We start from the raw sequence: 16,430 nt of genomic DNA on the forward strand, positions 1-16,430 counted from the left end.
CGGGGCCTGCGTTGATGGGTTGTGAAGTGCGCCCGGATCATACCTAGTTAGAAGCGCGAAATCCCACTCACGGCGCCGGGGGAGCCCGTGCGGCTGGTATGGTGCGGGGCATGTCAATGCCTGCCCCGTTCACGATCGCCGACACCGCCATGCCGCCGCCCCTGGTACCCCTTTGCGCCGACCAGTGGCGCAGCGGCGGCGCCGCCGCCGCGCAGTCCGTGGAGGTGGCGGCCGAGATGCCGGTGGCGCTGGTCTTCAACGGCATCTCGCACGCCGTGATGATGGCCACGCCGCAGGACCTGGCCGAGTTCGCGGTGGGCTTCGCGCTGAGCGAGGGCATCGTCGAGCACCCGGACGACTGCCGCGATGTGGAAGTGCTCACTCATGCCATTGGCACGCCGGACGCCAGCTGCGCGGTGCACATGGAGATCGCGCCGCGGCAGTTCGCCCGCCTGAAGGAGCGGCGCCGGGCGCTGGCCGGCCGCACGGGCTGCGGCGTGTGCGGCATCGACAGCCTGCAGGCGCTGGACCTGCACCCCGAGCCCCTGGCCGCGCCCGCCTGGCGCGAGGGTCTGGGCGTGGAGACCGTCCTGCGCCCCTTCGGCATGCTGGGCGCGCGGCAGTCGCTGAACCTGCGGGCGGGCTCGGTGCATGCGGCGGGTTGGGCCACGCCCGACGGCGAGCTGATCGACGTGCTGGAGGACGTGGGCCGCCACAACGCGCTGGACAAGCTGTTCGGGCGGCTGGCGCTGACGGGCCGGCTGGGCGAGGCCGGCTTCGTCGTCATGACCAGCCGCACCAGCTACGAGCTGGTGCGCAAATGCGCCCGCATGGGCGTGCCCGCGTTCGCCACCATCTCGGCGCCCACGTCGCTCGCGCTGCAGCTGGCGCGCGAGGCCGGCATGCACCTGTGGGGCCTGTGCCGCCCGCCCACCGCGCTGCGGTATGTATGAACACCCCCCTGAGGCGCTTCGCGCCTTCCCCCCGCTCTCGGCTTCGCCGGGCAGGGGGACGCCGCCGGTGCTGCGGGGTGGCCCTTGCACGGCGGCCCTGGCTTGGCGCGCGCCGGTTTCAGGCGCAGTGAGCGGCGCGTAGCGCCTGGGTATTGCTATTTTCATAGCTATTAACGCTTATCTATAAAGCGCTAGAGGCTGAAAACACCATGAACATTTCCTCCCTCACCCTGGGCTGGCGCACGCTCTGGCGCGACCTGCGCGCGGGCGAGCTGCGCCTGCTCATCGTCGCCGTCACCCTGGCCGTGGCCGCGCTCACCTCCGTGGGCTTCTTCGCCGACCGCCTGCAGGGAGGGCTGGCGCGCGACGCGCTGCAGCTGCTGGGCGGCGACGCGGTGGTGGCCAGCGACAACCCCACGCCCACGGCCTTCGTGGCGCAGGCACGGGCCCTGGGCCTGAAGACCGCGACCACGCTGAACTTCCCCACCATGGCGCGCGCCGACGACGCCCAGGGCGGGGCCAGCCGGCTCGTGGCGCTCAAGAGCGTGGAGCCGGGCTACCCGCTGCGCGGGCGCATGCAGACCACGGACGACCCGGCCCGCGCGGGCGGGCCCACGCAGGACATACCCGCGCGCGGCGAGGCCTGGGTGGACGCGCCGCTGCTCGAATCGCTGGCGCTGCGCCTGGGCGACGAGCTGCTGCTGGGCGACGGGCGGCTGCGCATCGCCCGCATCATCACGCTGGAGCCCGACCGGGGCGCGGGCTTTCTCAGCTTCGCGCCGCGCGTGATGGTCAATGCGCTCGACCTGCCCGCCACCGGCCTGGTGCAGCCCGCCAGCCGCATCACTTACCGCTTCGCCGTGGCGGGCGCGGAAGGGGACCGGCGCGCGGTGCAGCGCTTCACCGCCTGGGCGAAAGAGGCTGCCGCCCAGCCCGGCGTGCGCGGCGTGCGCGTGGAGTCCCTCGACAGCGGCCAGCCCGAGATGCGCCAGACCCTGGAGCGCGCCGAGAAATTCCTCAGCCTGGTGGCGCTGCTGGCGGCGCTGCTGTCGGCCGTGGCCGTGGCCCTGGCCGCGCGCGGCTTTGCCAACGAGCACCTGGACGCCGCCGCGTTGCTGCGCGTGCTGGGCCTGAGCCAGCGCGCGATCGCCAGCGCTTACGTGCTGGAGTTCGCGCTCATCGGCCTGTGCGCCAGCGCCCTGGGCGTGCTGCTGGGCTTTGCGGTGCACCATGTGTTCGTGCTGCTGCTGGCGGGGCTGGTCGGGGCGGGGCTGCCCGCGCCCAGCCTCTGGCCCGTGGCCTTCGGCGTGGGCGTGGGCCTGACGCTGATGGGCGCCTTCGGCCTGCCGCCCGTGCTGCAGCTGGCGCAGGTGCCGCCGCTGCGCGTGATGCGCCGCGACCTGGGCGGGCTCAAGCACACGTCGCTGGCCGTGCTGGGCCTGGGCGTGGCGGGCTTCGCGGCGCTGCTGCTGGCGACCAGCCGCGACCTGACGCTGGGCGCCATCGCCGTGGGCGGCTTCGCCGCCGCCGTGCTGCTCTTCGCGGCCCTGGCCTGGGTGGCCGTGTGGCTGCTGCGCAAGAGCGTCAACGAGGCCACGGCGCCGCGCTGGCTGGTGCTGGCCACGCGCCAGATCGCCGCGCGCCCGGCCTATGCCGTGGTGCAGGTCAGCAGCCTGGCCGTGGGCCTGCTGGCGCTGGTGCTGCTGGTGCTGCTGCGCACCGACCTCATCGACAGCTGGCGGCGCGCCACGCCGGCCGACGCGCCCAACCGTTTCGTGATCAACATCCAGCCGGACCAGGCCGAGGCCTTCCGCCACACGCTGCAGCAGGCCGGCGTCGCGCGCTACGACTGGTACCCCATGTTCCGCGGCCGGCTGATCGCCATCAACGGCCGCGCGGTAAGCATGGACGACTACCAGGAAGACCGCGCCAAGCGCCTGGTGGACCGCGAGTTCAACCTCTCCAACGCCGGCCAGGCGCCCGAGCACAACCCCATCGTCGCCGGCCGCTGGACGCCGCAGGAGCCGGGCGCCGTGAGCGTGGAGGAGGGCATTGCCCAGACCCTGGGCCTGAAGCTGGGCGATCGCCTGCGCTTCGACATCGGCGGCGTCGCCAGCGAGGCGCGCATCACCAGCCTGCGCCGCGTGGACTGGGGCTCCATGCGCGCCAACTTCTTCGTCATGTACCCGGTGGACCATCTGCCGGACGTGCCCACCACCTACCTGGCGGCCTACCGCGCGCCCGACGTGGCGGGCTTCGACAACGCCCTGGTGCGCGCCTTCCCCAACATCACCAACGTAGACATGAGCGCCACGCTGGCCCAGGTGCAGGGCGTGCTGGGGCAGGTGATACGCGCGGTGGAGTTCCTCTTCGCCTTCACGCTGGCGGCCGGGCTGGTGGTGCTGTTCGCCGCCGTCACCGCCACGCGCGAGGAGCGCGCGCGCGAATTCGCCATCATGCGCGCCGTGGGCGCGCGCGCCAGCCTGCTGCGCCAGGTGCAGCGCGTGGAACTGGCCGGCGTGGGCCTGCTGGCGGGCCTGCTGGCCAGCAGCGCGGCCGTGGCCGTCGGCTGGCTGCTGGCGCGCCATGTGTTCGACTTCGCCTGGACGGCCAAGCCCTGGGTGCCCCTGGCCGGCGCGCTGGCGGGCGCCCTGCTGGCGCTGGCGGCCGGGTGGTGGGGCCTGCGCGAGGTGCTGCGTCGCCCCGTGGTCGACACCCTGCGCCGCGCGGCCGACTGAAGCGGGGATTGGTGCTATTGTTTTAATAGCTATTTGCGCTTGATGGGTAAGCGCTGGAGGCCGATTTGATGCTTGTGCATGCGGATGAGGGCGCCGCCCTGGCCCAGGGCCTGCGCCAGTGGCTGCAGGCGCGCGAAGGCGGCACCGTGGAGCTGGTGGAAACGCATCTGTCGCGCCTGCTGCTCACGCGCGATTGGGCCTACAAGCTCAAGAAGCCGCTGCAACTGCCGTTCGCCGACTTCCGCGCCGTCGCCGCGCGCCGGCATTTCTGCGAGGAGGAACTGCGCCTGAACCGGCGCCTGGCGCCCGCGCTGTACGTGGACGTGCTGCCCGTGCTGGGCGGCGCGCAGGCCCCGCGCCTGGGCGCGGCCGATGGCGCAGACGCCGGTGCGGACGCCGGCGCCGCCATCGATTGGGTGCTGCGCATGCGGCGCTTTCCCGCCGGCAGCGAGCTGGACGCCCTGGTGGCCGCCGGCGCGCTGGAGCCCGCGCAGGTGGACACCTTCGCCGCGCGCCTGGCGCACTTCCATGCCCAGGCGCCCGTGGCGCCCGCCGGCAGCGACTGGGGCTCGGCCGCGCAGGTTGCGCAGGCCATCGACGGCGTGCTGGAAACGCTGGCGCCGCTGCTCGACGCCGCCGAGGGCGCGCGGCTGGCGGCGCTGCGCGCCTGGTTCGGGGCGCGTCAGCCCGCGCTGGCCGCGCAGTGGGCCGCGCGCCGCGCCGCGGGCCATGTGCGCGAGGGCCATGGCGACCTGCACCTGGCCAATGTGGTGCGCCTGGACGGCGTGCTCACGGCCTTCGACTGCATCGAGTTCAGCCCGCAGCTGCGCTGGATCGACACCCTGGCCGACGCGGGCTTCTTCAGCATGGACCTGCAGGCCCATGGCCGGCCCGACCTGGCCTGGCGCTTCCTCGACGCCTACCTGGCCGGCACGGGCGACTACGCCGGCCTGGCCGTGCTGCGCCCCTACGAGGTCTACCGCGCCCTGGTGCGCGCCATGGCCGCGCGGCTGCGCGCCGCGCAGGGCCTGGCGCCCGGGACCGGGCACGACTACCTGGCCTGCGCCGAGGCGCTGGCCGCGCCCCTGCGGCCGCGCCTGCTCATCACCCATGGCCTGTCGGGCTCGGGCAAGTCCACCGTGGCGGCGGCCCTGCTGCGGCAGGGCGCGGTGCGCCTGCGCTCGGACGTGGAGCGCAAGCGCCTGCACGGCCTGGCGCCGCTGGCCGACTCCGCCGCGCTGGGCCTGGACATCTACACGCCCCAGGCCTCGCAGCGCACCTTCGCGCAGCTGGCGCAGCAGGCGCGGGCCGCGCTGCAGGCGGGCTACCCGGTGATCGTGGACGCGGCCTTTCTGCGCCGGCGCGAGCGCGACGCCTTCCACGCCCTGGCGCGCGACCTGGGCCTGCCCTTCACCATCCTGCACTGCCACGCAGAGGAGGGGGCGTTGCGCGGGCGCGTGCAGCAGCGCCTGGCGGCGGGGGGCGATCCGTCCGAGGCCGACCTGGCCGTGCTCGCGCGCCAGCAGCAGACCGCCGAGCCGCTCGCCCCCGAGGAGCGCGCCCACACGCTGGACCTGGCCACGGACCGGGCCTGGAGCGCGCCCGCGCTGTACCAGCGCTGGCTGGCGGCGGCAGGCCATGGGGCTTGATGTGTGTCAACATGCGCACCATCACCAGTGGCATGCTGAACCCATGAACATCACCTCCCTCACCGATTCCCAGCGTGAACAACTGCGTGGCGTGCTGGAGCAGCGCAAGGCCCAACTGCTGACCGAACTGGGCGAAGTCCAGCGCGACACGCTGGCCGCAGCCGCCGGCCGCAGCGGCGCCGAACCCCTGGACGACCGCAAGGAGCAGGCCGACCGCATGGCCAGCGACACCGTGCGCGACGCCGAGGCCGCGCGCGACCACGACGAGCTGGTGGCCGTGCGCGCCGCGCTGGCCCGCCTGGCGGATGGCAGCTATGGCGAATGCACGGACTGCGGCCAGCCCGTGGGCGTGGCCCGCCTGCTGGCCCAGCCGTCGGCGGCGCGCTGCATCGCCTGCCAGTCCCAGGCCGAGGCACGCGCCCCGCACTGAGGCGGCAGGGGCGCCGGCCCGCTTCCTACAATGGCGGCCATGTCTGCGCATGAATCCGCCCCGCCTGCTTCCGCCACGCCGTTCGAATGGATCGGCGGCGAAACCAGGGTCCGCCAGCTGGTGGACCGCTTCTACGACCTGATGGACCTGGAGCCCGGCTACGCCGAGCTGCGCGCCGCCCACGGCAGCACGCTGGAGGATGCGCGCGACAAGCTGTTCTGGTTCCTCTGCGGCTGGCTGGGCGGGCCGGACCACTACCAGAGCCGCTTCGGCCACCCGCGCCTGCGCGCGCGGCACCTGCCGTTCTCCATCGGCATCCTGGAACGCGACCAGTGGGTGGCGTGCATGGACCAGGCCATGGGCGAGACCGGCGTGCCGGATGACCTGCGCGCGCGGCTCAACGAGAGCTTCATGGGCACGGCGGACTGGATGCGCAACCGCGCGGACTGAACCCCGCCGCACAGGCGTTGCCGCCGCATGTGGCGCCCGGGACACGGGCGCCGGCCGTTCGCCGGGCGCGCGCGGGCGCGTCACATCCCTGTCAAAGCCGTTGCACAGACTCGGGCCCTTCATTCACCACCAGGGCCTTCCATGCAGGACATCTCTTGGCGCAGCAACCCGCTGGCCGCGCACCTTGCCTTCCACCCCGCACGCCGCCACGCGCTCAGCGCGCTGGCCTGCGCCGTGCTGCTGGCCGCCTGCGGCGGCAACGATGACGACGGTGGTGGCGCCGCAGCCAAGCCGGCCACGGCCACGCTGGCCGTGCTGGAGACGACCGACCTGCACTTCAACGTGCGCAGCTACGACTACTTCAAGCTGGCCGAGGACAAGACCTACGGCTTCGAGCGCACGGCCACGCTGGTGCGCGCCGCGCGCAAGGAATTCGCCAACACGCTGCTGGTGGACAACGGCGACACCATCCAGGGCACGGCCCTGGCCGACTACGAGGCCATCGTCAAGCCGCTGCCCTGCACGCAGCAGCTGTCCATGTACAAGGCCATGGGCGCCCTGGGCTTCGATGCCGGCACGTTGGGCAACCACGAGTTCAACTACGGCCTGCCCTTCCTGAACCAGGTGCTGGGCGGCGGGCTGGAGGTGGAGGGCGTGGACGCCAAGCAGAAATGCGCGGGCAACGGCTTCCCCGCCGTGCTGGCCAACGTGTACAGCAGCAAGACCAAGAAGCCGCTGGTGCAGCCCTACACGCTGCTGGAGCGCACGCTGGTGGCCAAGGATGCGGATGGCAAGGAGGTCAAGCTGCCGATCAAGATCGGCGTGATCGGCTTCACCACGCCGGGCATCATGAACTGGGACCGCCGCCTGCTGGAGGGCAAGGTCTACACCGAGGGCGCCGTCGAGGCCGCGCAGAAATACGTGCCCGAGCTGCGCGCCAAGGGCGCCAACCTGGTCGTGGCGCTGCTGCACGGCGGGCTGGACGGCAGCAGCTATTCGCCCACCATGGAGAACCCCGGCCTGCACCTGTCCAAGGTGGCGGGCATCGACGCCATGGTCATGGGCCACCAGCACAGCGTGTTCCCCGACCTGTCGGCCAAGCCGGCCTTCACCCAGGCGGGCGTGGACAACAAGGCGGGCACCGTCAACGGCGTGCCGGCGGTCATGGCCAGTTCCTGGGGCAAGTCGCTGGGCGTGATCCAGCTGGCCCTGAAGTGGGACGGCAAGGCCTGGAGCGTGGACAAGGCGGCCAGCAAGAGCGAGCTGCGCAACATCCAGAAGAAGGACGCCGCCGGCGCATCCGTGTTCGTCGAGGCCGACCCGGCCGTGGCGCCGCTGGTCGAGGGCCAGCACCAGGCCGCCATCAGCTACGTGAAGACGCCCATCGGCAGCACCGACTTCCGCATGAGCACGCTGTTCGCCGACGTGGGCGACCCCGGCGCCATCCAGCTCGTGAACCAGGCGCAGCAGGCCTATGTGGCGGCCTACATCCAGGCCAACCTGCCGCAGTACGCGCAGCTGCCCGTGCTGTCCGTGAGCGCGCCGTTCAAGTCGGGCTTCCAGGGCGGCAAGGACTACACCGACGTGGCGGCCGGCCCGCTGGCCATCTACAACGCGGCCGACCTGTACCTGTACCCCAACACCGTGTACGCGGTGAAGGTGAATGGCGCCGACATCAAGGACTGGCTGGAGGCCGCGGCCAAGCGCTTCAACCAGATCGACCCGGCCCAGGCGGGCGAGCAGCCGCTCGTCAGCACCTTCCCCGGCTACAACTTCGACATGTTCACCACGCCGGACATGCAGTACGAGATCGACGTGACCCAGCCGCTGGGCAGCCGCATCAAGGGCCTGACCTACAAGGGCCAGCCCATCGACCCGGCGCAGGAGTTCGTGATCGCCACCAACAACTACCGCGCCACCAGCGGCAAGAGCTTCATCCCCAAGCTCGACGGCTCGGCCACCATCTGGGCCTCGCCGGATGCCAACCGCGACGTGGTGATCGAGTACGTGCGCAAGAATCCGCAGGTCACGCGCGCCGCCAACGGCGCGGCCAAGAGCTGGCGCTTCACCAAGGTGACGACGGCGGGCGACGTGGTGTTCAGCTCCGGCGCCGACGCCCTGCCCGTGGCCCAGGCTGCGGGGCTGGCCGGCGTGTCGCTGGTGGCGGCGGATGACGGCTCGGGCAAGGGCACGTCCAAGTACAAGATCGACCTGTCCAAGTAAGCACGGGCATGGCACGCCGTGCCCCATGGGGGGCGTGCCCCGGCCCGCGTCGGGCCGCGTCGTCAGGCCGCCGTGGGCGCGCGCAGGTTGCGCTGCGCGCGCTGGCAGATGCGGCGGGTGGCCGGGTGGGGGGCTTCCTCCAGCCACTGGGCGCACAGGCGGCGCACCCAGTCGGGTTGGTCCTTGGCCGCATCGTTGAGCCAGTTGGCCACCGAGTCCTGCACGTAGACCGCGGCATCGGCGCGCAGCGGCGCCAGCAGGGGCAGGCCCAGCGCAGGGTCCTGCTTGAGCGCCGCAATGTGCGCGCACCACACGCCGCGCGGGCGCAGCGATTCGCTGGCAAAGCGGCGCAGGCGCTCGGAGGGCGAGGCCGTCCAGGGCACCAGCGCGGCGATGGCCTCGTCCAGCGCCTGCACCAGCTGCGGGCGCACGGCCATCCAAGCCCATTCGCGCACGCCGAAATGCGGGTCGTCGGCCAGCGGGGCGATGGCGGCCAGCCGGGCGGGCACCGCCAGCCCGGCCTGGGCGCCCACCATGAAGCAGGCCCAGCCGCGCACCGTGTCGGCCGCGTGGGCCTGGCAGTGCGCCAGGCCCTCCGCACCCAGTTCCTGCCACAGCAACGCGCCCATGTCCGCCATGCGCTGGGCAATGCCCTTGCGGCAGGCGGCGTCGGCCGCGCGCAGGGCCGCCGGCGGCAGGTCGGGGAACACCGTGCGCAGCAGCAGGCCCTGGTCCAGCGCCAGCCCCTCGGTCAGCGTGGCCGTGGGCAGCGTGCCGCGCGACAGCGCTGCGAGCATGTCGGCAGGAATGTCGCTGGCGCGCGTGGCGCCCTTGCGGGGCGGTGCGCCGGTCATGCGGCACCTTCTTCCAGGCGGGCGGCCACCTTGTCGAGGAGCCGCGCGAGCTGCGCGCGCTCGGCCGCGTCCAGCGTGCCGAACAGGCCGGCGATCCAGCGCCCGTGCCGCGCCACCACGGCCTGCGCCACCTCCCGGCCCCGGGGCGTGAGGCGGATGCACAGCGCGCGGCGGTCGCTGGCATCGGCATGGCGCGCCACCAGGCCCTCGCGCTCCAGGCCGTCGAGCAGGCCGGTGACGGTGGCCCGGCTCACGCCGGCCTGCTGCGCCAGCGCGGCGGGGGCCAGCCCGTCGGCGGCGGCGTCCAGCAGGAACAGCAGCACGAAGCGCCCCTCGGACAGCCCGTGCGGCGCCAGCAGCGCGGCGCAGTCGCGGTCGATGGCCGAGGCCAGGGACAGCGCCTGAAAGCACAGGCGGATGCCGTCCACGTCAGGAAGCCGCCGCCGCTGGGCCTCGTCCAGCAGGGCCTGGTATTTCTGTGCAAGTTGCATTGTTGTGCGGCTGATAGTTTTGTGGCTAATTATATGGGTGCTTCTTTGGGTGTGGTTTGCTATTAAAAGAAGAGCTATTTGCGCTTGATGGTCAAGCGCTAGAGGCTGATTTCGCTTGAAATGAGGGGCCGGCCGCTACGGCGTCCCCACGCGCCGCTTGCCCGGCTGCAGCAGCACCACCAGCGCGCCCGCGCCGCCGTCCAGCGGGCGGGCCTGCACGAAGGCCAGCACCTCTTTCTTCTGCACCAGCCAGCGCTGCACGCGCCCCTTCAGCACGGGCGTGCGGCCCGGCGACCCCAGGCCCTTGCCGTGCACCACGCGCACGCAGCGCAGGCCGGTGCGGTGGGCCAGGCGGATGAACTCGCCCAGGGCCTCGCGCGCCTCGTCGGTGCGCAGGCCGTGCAGGTCCAGCTGGCGCTGGATGCTCCAGTGCCCGGCGCGCAGCCTGTGCGTCACGTCCAGGCCGATGCCGGGGCGGCGAAAGCTCAACTGGTCGTCCACGTCGAGCAGCGTGGTCACGTCGAATTCGTCGCTCAGCGACTCGCGCAGCACGCGCTCCTCGTCCAGTTCGCGCTGCACGGGCAGGGGCTGGGGCGGCTCGGGCGTGGGCCAGCGGCGGTTGTGCTGGCCCTTGAGCGGCGCCACCGGGCCCACGGCGTCCTGGAACAAATGGCGTTCGGCGCGCGCGCGCCGTTCCGCCTCGCGCCGCTGCTGCGCGCGCGCCGCCTCCTGGGCGGCGGCCTCCTGCAGCGCGCGGCGCAGGGGCTGGAGGTCGGCGAAGGATCGGACGGTCGGGGCGGCGCTCATGGACTGGCGCCGGTTGTACCGCATCGCCCATGTCCGCCCGGGGGCTCCAGGTATTCGGCCGCGATGAACTGCGTCACCTGCGCGGGGTTGAAGTTGTCGTCGCTCACGAAGACCAGCACGCAGCCGCCCGGTGCGTCGCTGCCCGTGCCGCCGCCCGGCAGGGGCGGCCCCCAGGTCATGCCCTCCAGGTTGTCCACCGCGATCCCCAGGGCGGCGAAGTCGGCCACCAGGGTCTTGGGGGCGGGGTGGTGGTTGCCGGGCGTGAGGGCCGCCAGCGCCAGCGTGTCGCTGCCCTCGCGCGTGTCGATGCGGTACAGCCGCGCGGCAAAGCCGGCGCCCGCGCTGTAGGCGCGCTCCAGCACCAGCAGATGGTGCGGGCCGTCGGCCAGGATCTCGCTGACGCCGTTCACCTGCGCGCCCCAGGGCAGGCGCCGGGCCTGGGGCACGGCGTCGGGCTGGTAGGCGATCTGGCGCAGCGCCTGGCCCGTGTCGACGGCGATCGCCGTGAAGCGCACCGGCGCGCCGGGCGAGCGCGGGTTGGCGATCAGGCCGTCCTGGCGCCACGGCAGCTCCATGGCCAGCCAGGCCGTGCGTCCGTCGGGGGTGAGGGCCAGGCCCTCCAGCGTGCCGTTGCGCCGTGGCCCGTACCCGTATATGGGCCTGAAGTCGGCCGGCAGGGCGATGTCGCGCACGGCCGTGCCGTCGGCCCGGGCCACGCGCAGCTGCGGGCCGAAGCCGCGCGGGAAGTCGCCCTCGCTGGTCCACAGGAACTGCGTGCCGCCGGGCAGCCAGCGCACGGCCTCGGCGTCGGGGCGGTCCACGCCGGGCCGGGCGTCGAAGGGCAGGCCGTCGCCGTGCAGCAGCGTGGCGACGCCCGTCAGTTCCGGCGGCGCCAGTGCGCCGGCCTGGTAGCGCAGGCGGGCGGTGTAGATGCGCGCCGGGGCGGCGAAGCGGTCGTCGCTGATGAGCAGGTAGACGCCCCGCGTGCTGTCGTAGTCGATGCCCGAGATGCCGCCCACGGTGGTGCCGCCGTAGGTGCCAAGCGGCGGCAGGGAGGCGGTGCCGATCAGGCGCAGCCGGGGCGCCTGGGCGGCCGACGGCGTGGGGGGCTGGGCGGGCGGCGCCTGCGTGGCCATGGGCGCGCAGCCCGCCAGGGCCAGCAAGATGGCCTGGTGGGCCAGCACGCGCAGCACGGATCGGCGCAGGGACGGCGTCATACCAGGCCCTGCTCGGCCATCGACAGCGCGGCGCCGGGCGCCACGATGACGTGGTCCAGCACGCGCACGTCCACCAGGGCCAGCGCGGCCTTGAGGGTCTGGGTCAACGCCTCGTCGGCGCGGCTGGGCTGCACGCTGCCGCTGGGGTGGTTGTGCGCCAGCACCACGGCGGCGGCGTGGTGGTGCAGGGCGCGCAGCACCACCTCGCGCGGGTAGACGCTGGTCTGTGTGAGCGTGCCGCGGAACAGCTCCTCCATGGCGACGAGCCGGTTCTGGCTGTCCAGGAACAGCACGGCGAACACCTCGTGCCCCTTAGCCCCCAGGTGCAGCTGCAGGTAATGCTTGACCGCGTCGGCCGAGTCGAACACCGCGCGCTCGCGCAGCTGCTGGGCCAGGGCGCGGCGCGCCAGCTCCAGCACGGCCACCAGCTCGGCCCGCTTGGCCGGGCCCAGGCCCTTGATGCGCCCCAGGTCGGCGGCGCCGGCGTGCAGCAGCCCGGCCACGCCGCCAAAGCCGCCGCCCGTGATGCGGCCGGTGGCGGCGTCGCGCACGGGGTCATGGAGCAGCTCCTGCGCCAGCTGCAGCACGCCCTTGCCGGCCAGGCCCGTGCGCAGCAGGATGGCCAGCAACTCGGCGTCGGACAGCGCGGCGGGGCCGCGGGCGAGGAGCTTCTCGCGCGGCTGGGCATCCAGGGGCAGGTCTTTGAGGGGCATGGCAGAGCGGGGCTGCCAGGGCGCGGGGCCATGGGGGATTGCCCGGTTTTCTACAATGGCGGCAGTTTATCGAGAGCTTTCATGACCGCAGACGCAACCGCATCCACGCCTTCCGTGCCCACCGTGCAGCCTGGCTCGTTCCTTACGCTGCATTACCGCCTGGCTGGCCCGGCGGGCGACGTGATCAACACCTTCGACGACAAGCCCGCCACGCTGTCGGTGGGCGCGGGGGAGCTGTCGCCCGCCGTGGAGCAGCGCCTGCTCGGCCTGGCCGAGGGCACGCGCGCCACGTTCGAGCTGGCAGCGGGCGAGGCCTTCGGCGAGCGCAACCCCGACATGCAGCAGTGGGTGGCCAGGAAGCTGCTGAGCGAGCTGGGCGACCCGCACGAGGAATACACCGTGGGCGACGTGGTGCAGTTCCCCACGCCCGATGGCACGGGCCAGTTCGCGGGTGTGGTGCTGGAGGTGCGCACGGATGGCGAGGGGGAGGGCGCGGTGCGCTTCGACTTCAACCACCCGTTGGCGGGCGTGCCCGTCACCTTCGAGGTGCAGTTGATCGGCGTGCTCTGAGCGTATGCAAAAACCCCAGGAAATCGTCTTGGCCGAGCCGCGCGGCTTCTGCGCGGGCGTGGACCGCGCCATCGAGATCGTCGAGCGCGCGCTCACCAAGTTCGGCCGTCCCATCTACGTGCGCCACGAGATCGTGCACAACACCTATGTGGTGAACGACCTCAAGGCCAAGGGCGCGATCTTCATCGAGGACCTGGCCGAGGTGCCGCCCGGCGCCACGCTGGTGTTTTCCGCCCACGGCGTGAGCAAGGCCGTGCAGGCCGAGGCGGCGGCGCGGGGCTTCCAGATCTTCGACGCCACCTGCCCGCTGGTGACCAAGGTGCATGTCGAGGTCGCCAAGCTGGCCAAGGAAGGCTACGAGTTCATCATGGTCGGCCACAAGGGCCACCCCGAGGTCGAGGGCACGATGGGCCAGCTCGACCACGGCATCCACCTGGTGGAGGACGTGGCCGACGTGGCCCGCGTGCAGCCCGCGCAGACCGACCGGCTGGCCGTGGTCACGCAGACGACGCTCTCCGTGGACGACGCGGCCGAGATCACCGCCGCCGTGCGCGCGCGCTTCCCCTCGATTCGCGAGCCCAAGCAGCAGGACATCTGCTACGCCACGCAAAACCGCCAGGATGCGGTGAAGCTGCTGTCGCCCCAGGTGGACCTGGTGATCGTGGTGGGCAGCCCCACCAGCTCCAACAGCAACCGCCTGCGCGAGCTGGCCGCGCGCCTGGGCACGCCGGCCTACATGGTGGACAGCGCCGACGAGCTGCGCCCCGAATGGTTTGGCGGCATTTCGCGCGTGGGCCTCACGGCCGGCGCCTCGGCGCCCGAGGTGCTGGTGCAGGCCGTGATCGCACGCATCAAGGAATTCGGCGCGGTGGCCGTGCGCAAGATGGACGGCATCGAGGAAACCGTGAAATTCCCGCTGCCCAAGGGCCTGAAGCTGGACGCCGCCACCGGTCTCGAAATCTCCGAGCGTCGCCCCGAAACCGGCCCGGCCGGGCGCTGAGCCCCGCCGCGGCGCCCTCTCCGCGCCCCTGCAGCGGGCGCCGCAGGGGCGCGGCAAGAACGCCGGGCCATGGGGAGCGGCCTTCGTGCTTCTCTATTGATAGCTGCTGGCGCTTATGGGGTGGGCGCTAGAGGCTGATTTTGCATATATATTGCAATGCCGACACGGGGGCAGGGCATGTCCCCGTGGCCGCCAAACCCCCGCAGAATGTGGGACTTCTTACAATTTCCGCATCTTCACACCGTGGGAGCACCCTGGGCTCCCTGCATATGGAAATAGCAATACTGTTCGCCCTCATCCTGCTCAATGGCGTGTTCGCCATGTCCGAGCTGGCTCTGGTTTCCGCGCGCAAGACGCGCCTGCAGAAGCTGATCGATGAGGGCGATAGCGGCGCCATCGCCGCCGTGAAGCTGGGCGAGAACCCCACGCGCTTTCTCTCCACCATCCAGATCGGCATCACCTCCATCGGCGTGCTCAACGGCATCGTGGGCGAATCGGCCCTGGCCAAGCCGCTGGGCGAATGGCTGCTGCGCATGGGGGTCGAGGCCCAGCTCGCCAGCTACCTGGCCACCGGCCTGGTGGTGGTGCTGATCACCTATTTCTCCATCGTCGTCGGCGAACTCGTGCCCAAGCGCCTGGGCCAGAGCTACCCCGAGACGCTGGCCCGCATCGTGGCCCGGCCCATCAACTGGCTGGCCCTGGCCACCAAGCCCTTCGTGCGCCTGCTGTCGATCTCCACCGAGGGCCTGCTGCGTGCCCTGGGCGTGAAGGAGCACACCGCCAGTGCCGTGACCGAGGACGAGATCCATGCCGTGCTGGCCGAAGGCACGAGCGCCGGCGTGATCGAGTCGCACGAGCACCAGATGGTGCGCAACGTGTTCCGCCTGGACGACCGGCAGATCGGCTCGCTGATGGTGCCGCGCGCGGACGTGGTGTTCCTCGACGTGGCGGAGCCGTTCGAGGAGAGCCTGCGGCGCATCGAGGAGTCCGACCACGCGCGCTTTCCCGTGGTGCGCGGCGGCATGGAGAACATCCTGGGCGTGCTCAACGCGCGCCAGTGGCTGTCGCGCGCCCTGCGCGACGACGCCGCGCGCGAGCTGGCGGCCGTGCCGCTGCAGGCCGTGCTGTACGTGCCCGAGACCATCAACGCCCGCGAGCTGCTGGACAACTTCCGTCTGTCGGACGTGCAGATGGCCTTCGTCATCGACGAGTACGGCGAGGTGCAGGGCATCGTCACCTTGCAGGACCTCATCGAGGCCATCACCGGCGAGTTCCAGCCGCGCGACCCCGAGACCTCCTGGGCCGTGGAGCGCGAGGACGGCAGCTGGCTGCTGGACGGCCATATCCCCGTGCCCGAACTCAAGGACCGGCTGCAGCTGACCTCCGTGCCCGAGGAGGACCGCGGCCGCTACCACACGCTCAGCGGCATGGTCATGCTGCTCACCGGCAAGCTGCCCAAGGTCACGGACACCGTGCAGTGGCAGAACTGGCAGTTCGAGGTGGTGGACATGGATGGCAAGACCATCGACAAGGTGCTGGCCAGCCGCCTGCCGGACGTGGAAATCCAGACGGGCGACCAGGGCGTGACCGGCGACTGACGCCCAAGGCGGGGCGCGCGCGGGCAGGATGCCCCGCGCTTAGCTCCACAGGTCCAGCGGTGGATCGGCCGCCACGGCGCGCAGGATGTCGGTGCGCGAGATGAAGCCCGCCAGCTGCCCGCGCTCGTCGGTCACGGGCAGGCCCGGCAGGCCCGTGTCCAGCAGCACGCTGGCCACGCGGCGCAGCTCGGTGTCGGCCGCTACCGTGGGCACGGGGCTCACCATGACCTCGGACACCGGCCGGCGCGCCAGTTCGATGGCCTGCTTCACCGCGCCGGGCTCGGGCAGCAGGTCCAGCGGCGCCATGTCGGCGCGCAGCAGCAGCCCCACCACCTGGCCCTGCGCATTCACCACGGGGGCCTGGGCAACGCGCTGCTCGGCCAGCGTCTGCCAGGCGTCGTTCACCCGCGCCTCGGGCGACAGGCTCAGGGCGCCGGCGGTCATCACGTCGCCCACCCGCGTGAGCGGCTGGCGCGGCTGGGCCGGCCCCTGCTCCGTCTGCACGTAGGCCGACACGGCCTCCAGCAGGCGCAGCGGCCGCGGTGCCGGGGGCGCCGCCGGCAGGGGCGCGGGCGCGGCGGCGGGCGTGTCGCTGTCCATGGCCCGCGTGCGCAGAGCCTGGGGGCGCTGCACGCGCCGCACGGGGGCAATCTGCGCGAGCTTGTCGGGCCCGCCGCGGTACATCTGCCCCGAAGGGCCAAACACGAAGAACATGGCCTTGCCTCCTGCACCCATGT

15 protein-coding genes are annotated in these 16,430 nt (G+C 72.3%); 9 read left to right on the forward strand and 6 right to left on the reverse strand.

All coding sequences use genetic code 11. The annotated features are described in order from the left end of the window. Positions 1-116: 116 nt before the first annotated feature. From fdhD to BP68_RS14240, 6 genes are all read left to right on the forward strand, one after another. Positions 117-953 (forward strand): formate dehydrogenase accessory sulfurtransferase FdhD, encoded by an 837-nt coding sequence (gene fdhD, locus BP68_RS14215; RefSeq protein WP_496373014.1) that lies wholly within the window; start codon positions 117-119, stop codon positions 951-953. Positions 954-1,162: 209 nt separating this feature from the next. Further along, positions 1,163-3,691, forward strand: a complete 2,529-nt coding sequence (locus tag BP68_RS14220; protein ID WP_496372870.1) for an ABC transporter permease — start codon at positions 1,163-1,165, stop codon at positions 3,689-3,691. 68 nt (positions 3,692-3,759) lie between these two features. After that, positions 3,760-5,340, forward strand: coding sequence for a bifunctional aminoglycoside phosphotransferase/ATP-binding protein (locus BP68_RS14225; protein WP_496372872.1), 1,581 nt, complete (start codon positions 3,760-3,762; stop codon positions 5,338-5,340). A gap of 43 nt (positions 5,341-5,383) precedes the next feature. Then, complete coding sequence (locus BP68_RS14230) at positions 5,384-5,770, forward strand: TraR/DksA family transcriptional regulator (protein ID WP_496372874.1); 387 nt, start codon at positions 5,384-5,386, stop codon at positions 5,768-5,770. Positions 5,771-5,800: 30 nt separating this feature from the next. Then, positions 5,801-6,220, forward strand: a complete 420-nt coding sequence (locus BP68_RS14235) for a group II truncated hemoglobin (RefSeq protein ID WP_496372876.1) — start codon at positions 5,801-5,803, stop codon at positions 6,218-6,220. Between the two features lie 141 nt (positions 6,221-6,361). Beyond that, on the forward strand, positions 6,362-8,443 hold the full coding sequence (locus BP68_RS14240; protein WP_496372878.1) for a bifunctional 2',3'-cyclic-nucleotide 2'-phosphodiesterase/3'-nucleotidase: 2,082 nt from the start codon (positions 6,362-6,364) through the stop codon (positions 8,441-8,443). Between the two features lie 62 nt (positions 8,444-8,505). Here the strand turns inward: BP68_RS14240 and BP68_RS14245 are convergent, their stop codons facing one another. The 5 genes from BP68_RS14245 to radC all read right to left on the reverse strand — a co-directional run bounded on the left by BP68_RS14245 (position 8,506) and on the right by radC (position 12,525). Beyond that, a complete protein-coding gene (locus BP68_RS14245) occupies positions 8,506-9,297 on the reverse strand; it encodes a DNA alkylation repair protein (RefSeq protein WP_496372880.1) in 792 nt (263 codons plus the stop codon). After that, positions 9,294-9,788: a MarR family winged helix-turn-helix transcriptional regulator gene (locus BP68_RS14250; protein WP_496372882.1), complete on the reverse strand. Its 495-nt coding sequence runs from the start codon at positions 9,786-9,788 to the stop codon at positions 9,294-9,296. Before BP68_RS14250 ends, BP68_RS14245 begins: the two co-directional genes overlap by 4 nt. 135 nt (positions 9,789-9,923) lie before the next feature. After that, positions 9,924-10,595, reverse strand: coding sequence for a Smr/MutS family protein (locus BP68_RS14255; protein ID WP_496372884.1), 672 nt, complete (start codon positions 10,593-10,595; stop codon positions 9,924-9,926). Next, the gene (locus BP68_RS14260) at positions 10,592-11,812 is read right to left on the reverse strand and encodes an esterase-like activity of phytase family protein (protein ID WP_496372886.1); all 1,221 of its coding nucleotides are present in this window, start codon (positions 11,810-11,812) and stop codon (positions 10,592-10,594) included. Before BP68_RS14260 ends, BP68_RS14255 begins: the two co-directional genes overlap by 4 nt. After that, the gene (radC, locus tag BP68_RS14265; RefSeq protein ID WP_496372888.1) at positions 11,809-12,525 is read right to left on the reverse strand and encodes a RadC family protein; all 717 of its coding nucleotides are present in this window, start codon (positions 12,523-12,525) and stop codon (positions 11,809-11,811) included. Before radC ends, BP68_RS14260 begins: the two co-directional genes overlap by 4 nt. An 81-nt stretch (positions 12,526-12,606) precedes the next feature. Here radC and BP68_RS14270 point away from each other — a divergent pair, with 81 nt between their 5' ends. The 3 genes from BP68_RS14270 (at position 12,607) to BP68_RS14280 (ending at position 15,693) form a co-directional block, all read left to right on the forward strand. Next, positions 12,607-13,095: an FKBP-type peptidyl-prolyl cis-trans isomerase gene (locus tag BP68_RS14270; RefSeq protein WP_496372890.1), complete on the forward strand. Its 489-nt coding sequence runs from the start codon at positions 12,607-12,609 to the stop codon at positions 13,093-13,095. 4 nt (positions 13,096-13,099) lie between these two features. Further along, a complete protein-coding gene (ispH, locus tag BP68_RS14275) occupies positions 13,100-14,095 on the forward strand; it encodes a 4-hydroxy-3-methylbut-2-enyl diphosphate reductase (RefSeq protein WP_496372892.1) in 996 nt (331 codons plus the stop codon). Positions 14,096-14,364: 269 nt separating this feature from the next. Continuing rightward, a complete protein-coding gene (locus BP68_RS14280; protein WP_496372894.1) occupies positions 14,365-15,693 on the forward strand; it encodes a hemolysin family protein in 1,329 nt (442 codons plus the stop codon). A gap of 39 nt (positions 15,694-15,732) precedes the next feature. On the opposite strand, the gene BP68_RS14285 is transcribed toward BP68_RS14280, so the two are convergent. Beyond that, positions 15,733-16,407, reverse strand: coding sequence for a CBS domain-containing protein (locus tag BP68_RS14285; RefSeq protein ID WP_496372896.1), 675 nt, complete (start codon positions 16,405-16,407; stop codon positions 15,733-15,735). Positions 16,408-16,430 lie beyond the last annotated feature (23 nt).

The sequence above is a fragment of the Diaphorobacter oryzae DSM 22780 genome (assembly GCF_059568935.1).

What these genes read in the sequence shown, in the direction of transcription:
- BP68_RS14230 (WP_496372874.1), top strand. Translation starts at nt 5,384, where the DNA reads ATGAACATCACCTCCCTCACCGATTCCCAGCGTGAACAACTGCGTGGC.
- radC (WP_496372888.1), bottom strand. Translation starts at nt 12,525, where the DNA reads ATGCCCCTCAAAGACCTGCCCCTGGATGCCCAGCCGCGCGAGAAGCTC.
- BP68_RS14260 (WP_496372886.1), bottom strand. Translation starts at nt 11,812, where the DNA reads ATGACGCCGTCCCTGCGCCGATCCGTGCTGCGCGTGCTGGCCCACCAG.
- BP68_RS14235 (WP_496372876.1), top strand. Translation starts at nt 5,801, where the DNA reads ATGGCGGCCATGTCTGCGCATGAATCCGCCCCGCCTGCTTCCGCCACG.
- BP68_RS14225 (WP_496372872.1), top strand. Translation starts at nt 3,760, where the DNA reads ATGCTTGTGCATGCGGATGAGGGCGCCGCCCTGGCCCAGGGCCTGCGC.
- BP68_RS14270 (WP_496372890.1), top strand. Translation starts at nt 12,607, where the DNA reads ATGACCGCAGACGCAACCGCATCCACGCCTTCCGTGCCCACCGTGCAG.
- ispH (WP_496372892.1), top strand. Translation starts at nt 13,100, where the DNA reads ATGCAAAAACCCCAGGAAATCGTCTTGGCCGAGCCGCGCGGCTTCTGC.
- BP68_RS14240 (WP_496372878.1), top strand. Translation starts at nt 6,362, where the DNA reads ATGCAGGACATCTCTTGGCGCAGCAACCCGCTGGCCGCGCACCTTGCC.
- BP68_RS14245 (WP_496372880.1), bottom strand. Translation starts at nt 9,297, where the DNA reads ATGACCGGCGCACCGCCCCGCAAGGGCGCCACGCGCGCCAGCGACATT.
- BP68_RS14220 (WP_496372870.1), top strand. Translation starts at nt 1,163, where the DNA reads ATGAACATTTCCTCCCTCACCCTGGGCTGGCGCACGCTCTGGCGCGAC.
- fdhD (WP_496373014.1), top strand. Translation starts at nt 117, where the DNA reads ATGCCTGCCCCGTTCACGATCGCCGACACCGCCATGCCGCCGCCCCTG.
- BP68_RS14285 (WP_496372896.1), bottom strand. Translation starts at nt 16,407, where the DNA reads ATGTTCTTCGTGTTTGGCCCTTCGGGGCAGATGTACCGCGGCGGGCCC.
- BP68_RS14250 (WP_496372882.1), bottom strand. Translation starts at nt 9,788, where the DNA reads ATGCAACTTGCACAGAAATACCAGGCCCTGCTGGACGAGGCCCAGCGG.
- BP68_RS14280 (WP_496372894.1), top strand. Translation starts at nt 14,365, where the DNA reads ATGGAAATAGCAATACTGTTCGCCCTCATCCTGCTCAATGGCGTGTTC.
- BP68_RS14255 (WP_496372884.1), bottom strand. Translation starts at nt 10,595, where the DNA reads ATGAGCGCCGCCCCGACCGTCCGATCCTTCGCCGACCTCCAGCCCCTG.